At 63.2% G+C, this 15,524-nt stretch carries 1 protein-coding gene; it reads left to right on the plus strand.

The annotated features are described in order from the left end of the window. Positions 1 to 4 precede the first annotated feature (4 nt). The coding region (locus AC30NL_RS18825) for an Ig-like domain-containing protein (RefSeq protein WP_489465517.1) at positions 5 to 15,524 on the plus strand (15,520 nt) is incomplete at its 3' end.

Genomic DNA, 15,524 nt, shown 5'->3' on the forward strand with positions numbered 1-15,524 from the left:
GCATGTGGAACAGGGTTACGCCAAGCCGGTGCTCGGCGTGGTGCCCGCGCAAACACTGCGCGAAGGGGATCGCTATGCCCTTCAATTGCCCGGCAGCATGCCGGGCGGGCTGAGCCAGGCAGACGGAAAGACGATCGCACTGAGCTACGACAGCCCGTGGTTGCCGGGCGGCGCCACGCTCAACACCGAGACCGGTTGGCTCGAATGGACGCCTGACTACGCCCAGGCCGGCACGCTGCGCCTGCCCGTCACGCTCACTGCTACCTACACGCCGGCCGACGGCAGCGACCCGGTGACCACCAGCGTGACCCGCGAGATCGTGCTGAACGTGCTCAACGCCAACGGTGCGCCGGTGTTCGACGCCGTCGAAACCTGGAACGTGCTTGAAGGCCAACCGCTGCGCATCAGCGTGTTCGCAATCGACCCGGACAACCCAGGCTTCGAGCCCAAGGTCCGTCTGTCACCCACCGGCCCCGCCACGGGAGGCGAGGGCAGCGCGGCCACCGTGACTTACCAGGTGAGCGGCCTGCCCGCAGGCGCGAGCTTCGACCCCGACACGCTGGAGCTGGTCTGGACGCCGGGCTACGCTCAGGCGGGCACCTACCACGTCACCGTCACGGCCACCGATGACGGCGGCGGCACTGGCACCCCGCTCAGCAGCCAGATCATCGTGCCCATCGTGGTGAGCAACGCCAACCGCGCACCGCAAATCGGCGACGTGACCAATGCGTTCATTGACTGCGGCGCCGTGCTCGACATCCCGGTGAGCGCTGTGGACGCCGATGGCAACCCGATCAACTTCAGCGTCGCGGGCCTGCCCTCGTTTGCGACCTACACGCAGACCAGCGTGCCGGGCAGCAGCATCACCGGCATCATCCACTTCGCGCCTTCCGCGGGCCACCGCGGCGACTACACCCTCACGCTGGTCGCACAAGACGACGGCGATGGCGATGTAGACCAGGCGCTGGCGCAGGCCAAGAGCTTCGTCGTGACGGTGCGCAGCCCGTCCGAGGCGCCTGTGATCCAGGTGCCGCGGCAATCAGTGGCGGTCGTGGGCCAAGAGATCCGCATTCCTATCCTGGTGAGCGACCTCGACCAAGACGCGCTGACCTATGCCGCACAAGGCCTGCCCGCCGGTGCGCACATCGTCAATGACCCGCAATACGGCCACGCCTATATCGCCTGGACGCCAACGGCCGGCCAGGCCGGTGTGTTCGACCTGAGCCTGGAAGTCAGCGACAGCGGCTTGCCGCCTGCAGACGCCGGCTACATCCTCGACCCCGAACATCCGCCGGTACCCAACACCAGCGTGGCCGATGTGCGCATCGTCGTGCGGGCGGCCAACCAGACGCCTCAACTCATTGCGGTTCAGGCCACCGGCGCCACCATCGCGGGCGACGCGCTGGCCGGTACCAAGACCACCATCACCGCCGATGAAGGCGTGGCGGTGGCCATCGAGCTGTCTGCACGCGACGCCGATTTTGACCACGTGCAGTGGTCCGTCAGCGGCTTGCCGCAAGGCATGACCATGGTTCCGGTTGCAGGCTCAGACGGCCAGACACGGTTGACGCTGAAATGGACGCCAGGCCTGTTTGCGGCCCAGTCCGACAACAGCAACGGCGCCGCCCCGGGCCACTACACGCTGCTGGTCAGGGGCAGTGACGGCAGCGCCAGCACGACGCGCGAGATCGACCTGGTGGTGCGCAACGTCAACCAGGCACCGCGCCTGATGCCGATGCCGCTGCAACTCGTGCAGGAAGGGCAGACCCTGGCCTTCACCATGCTGGCTGCCGATGCCGACAACGACGCCACCCAGCTGGCATTGGTGTATGACCAGAACACCCCGGCCGGCGTGAGCTTCGACCCGCTCAGCGGCAACTTCGAGTGGACGCCGGGCGCCGACGTGGTGAACGACGCCACTGGCGATTCGCGCGCCTTCACGTTCAGCTTCACCGCCACCGATGGCAGCGCGACCACGCTGCGCACGGTGCAAGTGCGCGTGTTCGACGTGAACCGCGCGCCGGCCATCAGCACGGCCAGCCACGCCATGCTGGTGGGCCAGAGCTTCAGCCTGCCCGTGGTCAAGGGCACGACGGCAGCGGCCGGCGCGCTGCGCGTCAGCGACGCCGATGGCGCTGCGCAGACCCAGGCCCTCAGCGTGTCGTTCAGCAACCTGCCCGAGGGCGCGAGCTATGACGCTGCCGCTGGCCGACTGAACTGGACGCCAGGCCCTGGCCAGGTGGGCGACTTCATCATGATCGCCCAGGTCAGCGATGGCCGCAACACCACCACCGAGACCTTCACGCTGCGCGTGGTGGCCGAGGCCTCGGCCAACGAGCCGAAGATCCTCGTCAACGCCACGCCGAGCACCCCGGTGCTGCCAGGCCAGACCGTGGTGGGCACGGTGCGTGCAAGCGCCTTCAGCCCGATCGCCAGCATCCAGGTGCAAATGCGCGGCGCTGCCATGGGCCAGGCCGACTGGGCACCCGTCACGCTGGACAACCTGGGCCGCGTGCGCCTCACCGCCACGGCGCCGGGCTTGATCGAGCTGCGCGTGACGGCGACCGATGCCGACGGCTTCGTCGGCACCAGCACCCAAACGATCCGCGTGCGCGATCCCTTGGACACGGCGGCGCCGCAGCTCGTGTGGGGCGGCTCGCTCGAAGGCGGCACCCTCAGCACAGCACCCGTCACAGTGGCTGAGACCACCACGCTGCAAGCTCACCTGACCGAGCTGCAGTTGATGGGCTGGAAGCTTGAGATTGCAGCGGCCAATGATTCGACCGTGGCAGGCACAGCCAACGGCGCCGCATGGCGCACGCTGGCGCAACAAGACGACGCCGCAGCCGGCAGCAATGCCCTGGTGTCGCTGGCGACGCTGGACCCTGGCCTGCTTGCCAACGGGGTGTACCGATTGCGCCTGAGCGCGTCAGACCTCACGGGCCGCATCTCCGAAATCGAGACCCGCGTGGTCATCGATTCCGCCACCAAAGCGCTGACGCAAGCCCGCACCACCGATGCCGTGTTCCAGCTCGGCGACCATGCCTTTGCGCTGACGCGCGACTTCGCCACGGCCATCGCAGCCCAAGATGGGTCTGCCGATGGCGCGTCTCAAGGTGAGTTCGGCAACTGGGCGATGCCCATTCTGGACACCCACCTCACGCACGACCAAGCCGGCCTCACGCCGCTGGGCGCTGTGGCGCCGTGGCTGCAAGGTGCACGCGTCTGGTTGCAAGTGCCGGCCAGCGTGTCACAGCCCGAGGCTGCAACGCAGTACCTCAACTTCACCTTGTCCACCACCACCGAGCGACTAGCCAACCAGACCGGTGCCCCCACCGTGCTGCATCCCGTCTTCAGCACCAGCAACGGCTGGACGCTGCAAGCCGTGGACGCCGTTGATGCGACCCAGCCGATCTCGCTGCAACGCCAAGGCCTGCGCCTGCTCGACCAGGCCACCGGCTTGCCTTGGGTGCCGCAAGCCTATGTGCTCACCGGCCCCGACGGCACGCGCTACACGCTGGACGCGCAAGGCAAGGTTCAAGCCATCGCCTTCGCCGACGGACAGCGATGGCTGGTCAGTGATGCCGGCATCGCCCTCGTGGGCGCTACCGACCCGACGGCACGCATCGAGTTCGTGCGCAATGCCCAAGGTCGCATCGAGCGCGTGGCCGGTCCCGCGGCATCGGGCGAAGCCCAGGCCATTGCCTACCGCTACGACGCGCAAGGCCGCCTCGTGCTGGCGCGCAGCCTGTACTCGGCCGACGCCGGCCGCATGGTCGGCTACCACGACGACGGCAGCCTGATCAGCGACCCCATCACCGCCAACCTCGGCGCAGCGGTGGGCTGGTTGGCCAATGCGGCCACGCCGACCAACACCTGGAGCGGCACGCTCAACGGCACGCAAGCCGTGAACCTGAGCTTCACCGTGCGCGACACCGAGCTGGCCTCGACGGTCAAGACGCCGGGCGCACAAGGCGCGGTAATCATCGCCGTTGAAACAACAGGCGCCACAGTCCAGCTGCAAGCGGTTGGCGCCACCGTGCTCGGCCGAGCCACCAGCGGCGCGCGTACCGTGACGCTGCTGCGCGTGACCGAAGCCGGCCTCAAGCTGCTGACGCTGCAAGGCAATGGCAGCGTGAGCGTGCGTGTGAGCCTGGCTGGCGATATGGACCGCGATGGCGATATCGATGGTGCCGACAGCGCGGCCTGGGAGCAGGGCGGTGCAAGCGCCGACATCAATGGCGATGGCACTGCCAACGCGAGCGACCGCCAGGTGCTGTACGCCAACTACGGCTGGCGAGCCAACCAGGCGCCGGTGGCGGCAGTACAGCCCAGCGGCCCTGCATTGACGACGCATGTGAACCTGTCGACGCAGCGCAGCCTCGCGTCGTTCGCCCAGGATCTCGAAGGTGATGCCATCTTCTGGCGTGTTCTGGGTGCCGCGCATGGCACTGCCACGCTCAGCGCCGACGGTCAGGGCATCGTGTTCACGCCGGGGGCCGGCTACGCTGGCGAGGCGACCGTCATCGTGCAAGCCGACGATGGGTTCGCAGTCGGGACGCCGATCGCCCTGAGCGTGCATGTCAGCTCGGCACCGCTGCGCAACATTGTGGTGACGCGCCTGCCGATTCTGAGCATGGGCACTGCCCAGGCCCTGCAGATCACAGGTGACTTTGCCGACGAGGTCGGTGTCACCCTGCCTGCGAGCTACTACCAGATTTCGTCTGACAACCCGGGTGTGATCTCGGTCGACGGGAACGGCTTCCTCCATGCCAAGACGGAAGGCGTGGCGGTTGTCACGATCAGGGCGGGCGCTTATTCGATCGTGAATGCCATCACGGTGGCACTCTCGCCTGTGGCTCCCGACCTGGATCGCTTTGGCAATGAGTTGAACGTCTATCCGTTGTCGATCGACCTGTCTGCACAAGGTGGGCAGCGCCAGATCGACGTGCACGTGCTGGACGGCACGATCCTGGGGGCAGACATCAGTCTTGCGGCGAGCGGGACGCGCTACTTCATCAGTGACCCCTCCATCGCCGACATTTCGGCTGACGGACTGATCACGGCCAAGTCAAGCGGTGCAGCAACGATCACCGCCATCCATGGTGGCCGCCAAGGCACGATGCAACTGAAGGTCCGGGTTGCCAACACGGGCCCGACGATCGCCACGGTCGGGGCCGGTGTCGTAACGCAGGATGAGCAAGGAAACACCCTGACCATCGGCGCAGATGCCCTCTCCAACAACACCCTTGCTTCCATCAGCAGTCTGGATCTCGGTGCGCTGCAGACACCCCTGCCTGCATCGGACATGCTGCCGGCGCTCGGCGCTGTTCGCATTGACCTGAGTGGCGCGACGTCCCGTGTTCCGATTCAGCTGGCCTTGAAGGTCACTCCGTCGATCGACCCCGTTACCGCGCAACTCGCGACGCTTGCCGCCGGCACCGAAGTCTTCTTCTGGCAGGAAGGCGAAATTCGCGACGCCGACGGCGTACTTCACAAGACCTGGTGGCTGATGGACAACGGCGTGATCGGTTCTGATGGAGTGGCGCGCACCTCCAGCACGCCTTACGTCGGTATCACCGGTGGAGGCAATATCCTGGTGACCGGATCTGCCAAGGTCGACGCCCAGACGGGCGCGGCCAAGATATCCGGCGCGCTGATCGACTTCAATGCCATCTGGTCGTCGCTGGCATTCGCCGCGATCATGCCGACGCCGATCATGGCCATGAGTGCTCTCGCGGCCTTCGGCTCGATGAACGCGGTCAGCGCTGTCCGCTACACGATCGAAGGTTCATACCAGTTGCAAATTCCGCAAGGTGCACTGCTTCCCAATTCATCGGTTTCCCTCCCCGTGCCGCCTTCGCTGCCGCTGGAAAAGCCGGCCATCACTGGCGTGCAATACAACCCGACGACTCGCCAGCTGACGGTCAGCGGCGTGAACTTCATTCCACTCGACCAAGCGTCCAGCGTCTTCAAGCTCAAGCTGTGGCTCGTGCCGATCGGGGACCAGATCGAGAAAGTGACTGCGCCTGGTACGGCGCCCGTCAATGGGCTGATCTGGCAACCGTTCGAGGTGTCGCCTCAGGCTGATGGCACCTTGCGGATCATGCTTCCGGAGGGCGTTGCCCTTTCGCAGCACAACATCTACCTCGAACGTGCGCCCAAGGCATCGCTGCCCCCTGGTTGGTACGGAGATCCAGACGTGCTGTGGCCGCTGCGTCATGCGTCTGTGGTGTATGCGCCAGAGGTGGGGTCGAACGTCAGCGCGCTGCAGCTCAGCGCGTCCGATGCACAGGCAGTGCTGTCGGCGGCTCGATTGGTTTGGCAGTACGCTGGCGCGGACATGAAGCTGCTCGATGACGTCATGATCAAGATCGAAGACCTTGCCGGCAACAGCCTGTCCTACGTCGACGCGCACACCATCGTGTTGTCACGCAATGCGGCGACGTGGGGCTGGTACCTTGGGACGAACCCCGACATCGACTCGAACTTTGCTGCCTCATACGACGAGGCGGCAGTCAGCCTGGCGGTCTCGGGCGGCGCGGCCAAAGGCCGCATCGACCTGCTGACCACTGTGCTGGAGCAACTGGGCGCGATTCTGGGTGTTGTGGGCGACGGCAGCGCCGACAGCCTGATGAATCCCGAGTTGCCGCCCGGCATGCGCCGCTTGATCGGACCGAGCGACATTCCAGGCGTAGCCAAGCCCGACAAAGGGGGCGGCTCACCCACTAAATCCGCGTTGCGGGACTTGTTCAACAGCACGCGGGCAGAGGACGCGCCCATCTACAGCGCACTGATTCCCGCTGCGCCACCTGCACCGTCGGTCGATACGCTCGTGACCACGGCCAACACCATCGACATCTTTCAGCCCGGGGGCAATCGTCAGCCGGTGTTGATTGGCCAGATCATCAAAGACAACAAGGGCAAGCCGCTTGAACTGAGCGGGGCATACGCAAGCCAGATCGTCTTCAACGACGACGGCAGGCTGGCCTTCATCGCGGGCCGCAACAACAAGATCTATGTCTTCGACACGATGACGCAGGACATTGTTGTGACCTATACGGTCGCCGGTGCCTCGGCGCCAATCAGCAGCCTGGCGGTGAATGACGGCTGGCTATATGTGGTGGAGGGCAGCAACTACAGCGCGGGCGGCCGTCTCGTGCGGATCAACATCGACTCCGGGCCTAACTTCCTGAAGAAGCAGCAGACGCTGGCCATTCCGGATCTCAGTGCTCCGCTTGGCTTCCGGGACCTTGCCATCAACAGCGGGCGCTATCTGGCTGTCACTGCACCCGCGGGCCGCATCAACATCAGCAACTATCCAGCACCCTCGCCGGGCAACGTGTATGTGATCGACCTGTTCGGCGTGGGGGCTGGCAGCAAAGTCGATCCCGCCTATGTCAAGAAGCTGGATCTGGGCGCCTACCCGTCGTCCTACCTCGGCAAAGGGCCGCTGTACATCAACAGCGGCGAACAGCGCGGCCAGTTCCTGGTGTCCAACGCGAAGGACATCAGCAAGGGTGCCGCGGGCATCACTTTCAAGACTGACTCGAGCACGGGCAAACTGAGTGGCAGCGCCACGGTCGCGGACACTGCACTCAAGCCTGAAAATGTTCCGGGGTGGCTGCAGGCAAAGTACCAGCAGAACATTCAGCGGGCTGCTGACACCGTCGTGCTGAAGTACCAGGGCAAGACTTACGCCTTGGTGGCCGACTACAACTTCCTCTTCAACGATGTCCATTTCGTGGACTACGAAAACTATGGCCTTGGCAAGCAAATCGGCGGCAAGATCGGCGTCATACAGGATCCATTCGGCGAGGAAGGCGGGCCGGTCTACCTGGGCGCGACGACACCTATTCCCGGTGTGGCGCTTGACCAGCTGATCCTGGACCAGAGCGGCATGTTGTATGCGAGTGGTTTCGTTGAGGACACCTCAGGTTACTACACCGGTGGTGCCTACTCCGACCTGATGTACCGATCCATCTTCGTGTGGAACGCGAGTCAACTGGTTCAGGCTGCCATCAATGCCCAACAGGCCGACCGCAAGCTCACGATGCCCATCGACCGGGATGGTTTCGGGGCGCAAAGCCACCAATACCCGGAGGTCACACCGGCCCGCTATGACACCGCCGGTAATGGCCAGCTCTTCGGCTGGATCTATGGCATGGGAACGTATTCGTCCAAGCAGGCATTGCCCACGTTGACGCTGCAGAACTTGCCGTACCTCAAGGAGCTTGCTCCCAGCATCTTCACGGCGGTGCAGTCGGCGGCCGTTGCCGCCAAGGTGCCGAAGATTGACGCGCCCGAGTTGGACAAGAGCCAGGGGACGTGGAACACATTCCTGATCCGAACGACAGCACAACTGGTGACGCTGGGATCTTCGATTGCAGCCTCGGCGCTGGCGCTGTTCGGCAAAGACAACTCCGAGATGTTGGCGCAGATCGATGACGCGCAACGTGTACTGGGCACGATCGCGTACGACACCGCCAATGGCGGCGTTCTTGCAACGAACCTTGCCAGTGCGGCACAGGCAGTCGAAGGTCTGCTTGGCGGCTTGACGCTGATCGAGACCAACGCGGTCGTGGGCGTGGCCAAGGCGCTTGCCGATGGCAAAGCAATCAACTTGCCAACGCATACCGACTTCACGAAGCTGCTTGCAAGCGATGCTTCGGCAAGCGAAATCGTCAACCACGTGTTCCTAGCCTTCCTGAAGTACAACCCGGTAACCCTGGGCGCGGAGGGGCTGTACAAGATGGGCTCCGCGTTGATCGAAAAGGACTACGAAGCGCTGCGGAACGAGTCCTACAACATGCTCGCGCTCTTCGGCAGCATGAGGTTCGGTGAAACGCCTGCGGCGAAACGAGAGCTTCAGCTCAAGGTCAAGCAGGTCGAGTTCCTCGAGCAGCAACTTCGTCGGGGTGTGATCGAGGAAACGCCGCTTCGGTCGCTTGAGTACAAGAAGGCCACGACAACCAGGGAATATGTGATCGAGTCAGCGCGCAAGGACGCGAACGGGGTGACGGTGTCCGAAGGGCGTGTGCTCACGGTCGAGGAATTCGAGAAGGCCGCCGAGGGCCTTCTCGACGTATCCGATGCGGGCGAGGTGAGCCCAAAGGGTTGCTTTGTCGCCGGTACGCTCGTGCACACCGAAAACGGGCTCGTGCCGATCGAGAAAGTCCGCGTGGGCACGAGAGTGTTATCTCAACCTGAGCATGGTGGTGAGAAAGGCTATCGGAGGGTCATCAATACCGTGGCCCACCTCGACCAACAGGTCTACGCAGTGCAGGTCAAGGTAGAGGGCGCAGAAGTACTGATCACCTTGATCGCCACGCCGAATCACCCGTTCTGGATCGAAACCCCACTGGATGACGGCACGCATTGGATGGCCGCTGAGTACCTCGAACCGGGCTTGGTGTTGCAGCTCTCCACTGGACGCAAGGCACAGGTACACGCCGCTGGATTGGTCCGCCGAACGCAGTATGCAAACCTGGGTTTCGCCTCTGACGACAGAGTGGGTGTGGGCATGGTGTTAGAGCTTGGCGAGGTGCACATAGCTTTGGCAAGCGACGAGGGCGCCTTCAAATCCGACAGCTTGCAACTGGCCGGACCATTTCTTACGTCCGTCTATAACTTCGAGGTTGAAGACTTTCACACCTACTACGTCGGTGAGATCGGGGTTTGGGCACATAACACCAATTGCGGAAAAACAGAGGCTGTGCAGGCAGCACTCGACAAGCCCGGCTTGGAGAGCACATGTTTTAGTGGTGAAACACTAGTTCTCCTCGAGAACGGAAAGTTTTGCGAAATAGAACTTCTTCGGGTTGGCGACAAAGTCTTGTCGCGCTGCGAAATTACAGGCGAAATGGCGCCTAAGCGAATCGTCAAATTGCATGAGCACAGCGCAAAGACGATGTCGATAGGTTTTAATTACAGCCCTGCATACTTTGAAAAATATGGAAGTTCGGCCAATGCAGTGACTCACGTAACGGGAGAGCACCCTATCTGGGTCGAAAGCAAGGGTTGGACTGCAGTCCGCGATCTTAATGAGGGCGATGAATTACTGACTTACAACGGTGATCTAATAAGTGTTAGATGTCTGTATCCATCAGACTCATGGTCGTCGGCGCCAGTATATAATCTGGAGGTCGAGGATTTCCATACCTATTTCGTTGATTTGGCCGGGATCTGGGTCCATAACAAGAATATTGAAATTGAGGTTTCTAACCTCAATACCAATAAGGTGGCAGAGCCTAAGCCGGAATGGTCGCCTTTATTTCGTGGTGCGGAGGAGCTGCGCGACTCGGGCCTGACACCAGGACAGCTTCAGATCAAGCTGCGAGAGATGGAAGTGGACAAGGTGTTAAACCAAGCGGGGATCCAAACTCTTGCTCTGCCTGAAAGGGGAGAAATAACATCCCATATCACCAACGACCTTGGCAGAACTGGGAGAAATGGTGAAGTACTTGGCTATCCAGACCGTTTGCTAAGCAGCAAAACAACTCCTGATCTCAACGGGGTTCCGGTTGATATTTATCAGCCGGGTGGTAACAGTTTGGCAACGATTGCTCAAACCATTGCTAGTAAGAGTGAAAGGCAGGCGTCTGTAATCGTGCTCGATTTGCGTTTTGCGGGTGAAGCCATTTCTCTCACGGAAGTATTGTCAACTCTCGACAAGGGATTCGAAACGGCCGGCCCTCCGCCAACCCTGAGAACCCTGCTGGTGATCGATATAAACGGCAATATGATCCGGGTGGACTATCCGAAGACAGCACTCAACGAGCCGGTTTACGGTGCCGCTGAGATCACTGTCAATACTCTGATAACAAAGCGTGGCTCCAAGCCGCCGGCTGGTTCAGAAGTCATTAGCAGGAACTATCCTCCGGAAAATGCAGAGCAAGCTAAGTATCAAGAAGTCAATGCTCAGGGTACCGTCACATCGCCTGCTCTGACGTTAGTCAATATAGAGACCTTGTTGCCCGTGGCCCGGCAATACTGGCTCGACGCTGGTGCACCGGCGTCCTTGCTCGATTCCGCCGAATTTGCCATAACCACGCTCGCCCCACGGGTCGCTGCGTTGACCGTGGGCCAGGAGATTGCCCTTTCTGCTGATGGCGCTGGTTGGGGCTGGTTCGTCGATCCGACGCCTGCCGAACATGATGAATTCGGCTCCGGCGATACATCCGAAGAGTTCAAAGCATCAATTGGCAGCGCCGCCGAGGGCAAGCTGGACCTGCTCACGGTGCTCGTCCACGAACTGGGCCACGTGATGGGACTGGGCCACGCAGAGGGCGATGTCGATGTGATGGCCAAGTACCTCACCCCTGGCGTGCGCCGCATTCCGAGTGCTGCTGATGCCGCTCTCGTGTTGGCGCAGCGAAGGGATCCATCTCAGTCGGAGAGAGTGGTGATCGGTGCTACTGTTGTTTGGGACTCGACTGGCCCCACCGCAGTCAATCATGCCGAGGCTCAGCAGGTTGGCGGTTGGAGCACCCAGGGCAGCGTCGTCTTTGACAGCACGATGACCCAGTTGACCTTGAATGAAAGTTCCAATACACAGACGAATGCTGGCGAGATCCTGACGTTGACGGATCACGACCGCTTCCTTCGCTTCACTGTGGATGCGCGAGGCCTTCAGTCCAGCGGAAGCGGCAGCCCTGGTGATGCTTTCGAGGTTGCTCTGCTCAACGCCAGCACCATGCAGGCAGTCGGCAGCACCGTGTCGCTGACGCGATCCGATGCACTTCTCAACATCCAGGCCGATGGACAGGAGAGCCTTGCGTCCGGCATCCGCAAGGTGATCAATGCCGACGGGTCGAGCACCTACTACATCGACCTGCCGAAAGCCTTGGCCAACACGCCGGTCTACCTCTCGTTTGACCTGCTCGGCTTTGGTCTTGGCGCTGATGCCACGCAAAGCCATGTCTCGCTGCGAGACGTGCAGGTGCTTGGCGACCCGGTGGCTGAAGACGACGCGGTGTCCACGCTTGAAGATGCTGCCACCACCATCACAGTGCTCGGCAACGATGTGACGCTGGGCACTGCCTCGGCACAGGTTGAACTCGTCACCACCCCGCAACACGGCACCGCCACGCTCAATGCCGATGGCACAGTGAACTACGTGCCGTTCGCCAACTACCACGGCACAGACAGCTTCAGCTACCGCTTCAACGACGGCGGGCAGGTCTCCACCATTGCCACCGTGCAGCTGCAGGTTGCCTCGGTGAACGATGCGCCGGTGCTCACGAGCAGCACGCAGGAGGTGATTGCCGGCGAGCCGCTGGTGTTCTACCCGCTGGCGCATGCCAGCGATGTGGACGGCGATGTCTTGACCGTCGACGTGATTAACGCGCCACTGCACGGCACGCTGGAAAACACCGCCGATGGCCGCTACACCTACACACCGGATGTGGGCTACTCCGGTGAAGACGTGTTCGCCTACCGCGTGACCGACGGTGTTCAAGCGTCGGCCCCGGCCGAAGTGCGCTTCACGGTGCAGCCTGTCACACCAGTGTTCCACGCAATCAACGAAACGAGCACGCTCGCCGAAGACGGCAGTGTGCTAATCGATCTGCGCAGCTTCGCGCGTGGAACTGCCAGCACGGCCATCACCGCCACCATCGCGCAATCACCGACCCACGGCGCATTGAACGACAACGGCGACGGCACCTACACCTATGTGCCATTGGCCAACTACCACGGCAGCGATTCGCTGCGCTTCCGCCTGAACGATGGAACGGAAGACTCGAACGAAGCGACGGTGAGCCTGGCGGTGGCATCGGTCAACGATGCGCCGGTCTTGGGCTACCAATCGCTGGTGCTTGCACAAGACACACCGCTGCTCATCGGCGCCACGCTGACGGCGTCTGACGTCGATGGCGACGCCCTCGTCGCCACCATCGTGTCCGGGCCTACCTACGGCACGCTGGTGCTCAACGACAGCGGCAGCTTCACCTACACATCATCGGCCAACTACGTCGGTGCCGACAGCTTCAGCTACCGCGTGAGCGATGGCCAGGCCGACTCCGACGTCGCAACCGTCAGCCTGAACGTGAGTTCGGTCAACAATCTTCCGCAACTGGTCAACCAGGCAGTGACGTTGAACGAAGAAGGCTCCGTGGTCATCGACCCGCTGGCCACCGCCAGCGGCGCAGATGGGGAGTCGCTGACCGCTGCGGTCGTGGCCGGCCCAGCGCATGGCAGCCTGACGGTCAATGCCGACGGCAGCTTCAGCTACCGGCCCGAGTCCAACTACTTCGGTGCCGACAGCTTCAGCTATCGCGTCGTCGATACCGCGGGCCGCAGCTCCAACACCGCCACCGTGCAATTGAGCGTGCGCCCGGTGAACGATGCCCCGGTCGCGCCCGCCAGCTTCAGCACGACCGTGTCGGCAGGCAAGCCCTGGACTTTCGATCCGCTGAATGGCGCGAGCGATGTCGAAGGCTCGGCACTCACGGTGCAGATCGTGACCGCCCCCGCCCACGGCAGCCTCACAACCAACGCCGATGGCAGCCTCAGCTACACGCCCGATGCGAGCTTCACTGGCCCCGACAGCATCCGCTACGTGGTCAGCGACGGCGAGTCGGTGTCCACCCCAGTCACCGTCCAGTTCACCGTGCTCGCCGCCAACTTCGCCCCGGTGGCCGTTGACGCCACGCTGCAACTGCTGGAAGACGGCAGCATGCGTATCACCCCGGCCAGCCTGGGCGCGGATGCCCACGGCGATGCCCTGACCGGCATCATCGTCACCGAGCCCGCCCACGGCACCCTCAGCGTTCAGGCCGACGGCAGCTGGCTCTACACCCCAGCCGCCAACTTCAACGGCACCGACACGCTGCGCTTCACGCTGACCGACGGCCACCAGACCTCGAACGAGGCGACGCTGACCTTCAGCGTCCATGCGGTGAACGACGCGCCGGTGCTGGAGGACCAGTCGGCCACGCTGAACGAAGACGGCAGCTTCACGCTGGCACCGCTGGCACATGCCTCCGACATCGATGGCGACGGTCTGAGCGCCGCCATCGTTACCGGCCCCGCCCACGGCACACTGTCGATCAGCGCCGACGGCAGCTTCACCTACACGCCGACCGCCAACTTCAACGGCATCGACAGCTTCACCTACCGCGTCAACGACGGCCAGGCCGATTCCGACGTCGCCACGGTAACTCTTACGGTCACACCGGTGAACGAAGCGCCGGTGCTGGGCAACAGCTCGGCCACAGTCACCGAAGACGGATCGCTTATCCTGAACCCGCTGGCCACCGCCAGCGACGCGGACGGCGACACGCTCACGGCCTCGATCGTCGCCGGCCCCGCCCACGGCACGCTCACGGTGAACACCAACGGCACTTTCACCTACAAGCCAACCGCCAACTTCAACGACATCGACAGCTTCACCTACCGCGTCAACGACGGTCAGGCCGATTCCAACGTCGCCTCGGTAACGCTGATGGTCACACCGGTGAACGACGCGCCGGTGCTGGGCAACAGCTCAGCCACGGTCGCCGAAGACGGCTCGCTCACCCTGAACCCGCTGGCCAGCGCCACCGACGTGGATGGCGACCCGCTGACGAGCGGCATCGTCAGCGGCCCCGCCCACGGCATCGTCCTGCTGCATGCCGACGGCCGCTTCAGCTATGTGCCCGATCCCGACTTCAATGGCACCGACAGCTTCACCTACCGCGTCAGTGACGGGCTGTCGTATAGCGGCATCGCCACCGTGGCGCTCACCATCGCCGCGGTCAACGACGCGCCGGTCGCTCAAGACGTGGCGCTCAGCGTCGTTGGCAACGCCTCAACGGACCTGGCGCTTTCCGCCACCGATGTCGACAACGCCGCAGCCACGCTGGGCTACACCATCGTGACCGCACCGCAGCATGGCAGCGTTGTATGCCAGGCCGACGGCCAATGGCGCTACACCCCGACCACGGGCTACTTGGGCAGCGACAGCTTCACCTACAAGGCCAACGACGGCCAACTCGACTCCAACGTCGCCACGGTGCGCATCACGGTCACCCCGCCGCCGGTCACTTCACTGCCGATCGATCTGGGCATCGCCGGCGCCTTCAACGTCTTCGCCTTTCACGACTTCACCAGCACTGGCAGCGACACCGAAGGCGCCATTGCGGCGGGCAACGACCTGACGCTGGCGAACTACAGCGTCAACGCCAACGGGTTGGCCTATCACGGTCAGTCGGCTGTGGTCGGCGGCAACCTCACGTTCTACGGCGGCAGCCTGCACGGCACCGCCACCTACGGCACCAGCCAGCACACCGGCCAACTCTCCAGCGGCGATGTCGTGGGGCAAGCCGCACCCGACTTCTCGTTCGCCAGCGAAGAAGCCCGCTTGACGGCGCTGTCCGATCAGCTCGCCACGCTGCCCGCCACGGGCAGCGTCACGGCACAGTGGGGCGGCCTGAGCTTCACCGGCGACGGCACGTCCGCCGTGCAGGTCTTCAACCTCAGCGGCGCCGAGCTGATGAGTGCCAACTGGAGCAGCTTTGCGAACCTGAGCCCCGGGCAGACCG

Origin of the sequence: Rhizobacter sp., assembly GCA_021153565.1 — a bacterium.
In the GTDB taxonomy this organism is placed as follows: domain Bacteria; phylum Pseudomonadota; class Gammaproteobacteria; order Burkholderiales; family Burkholderiaceae_C; genus Albitalea.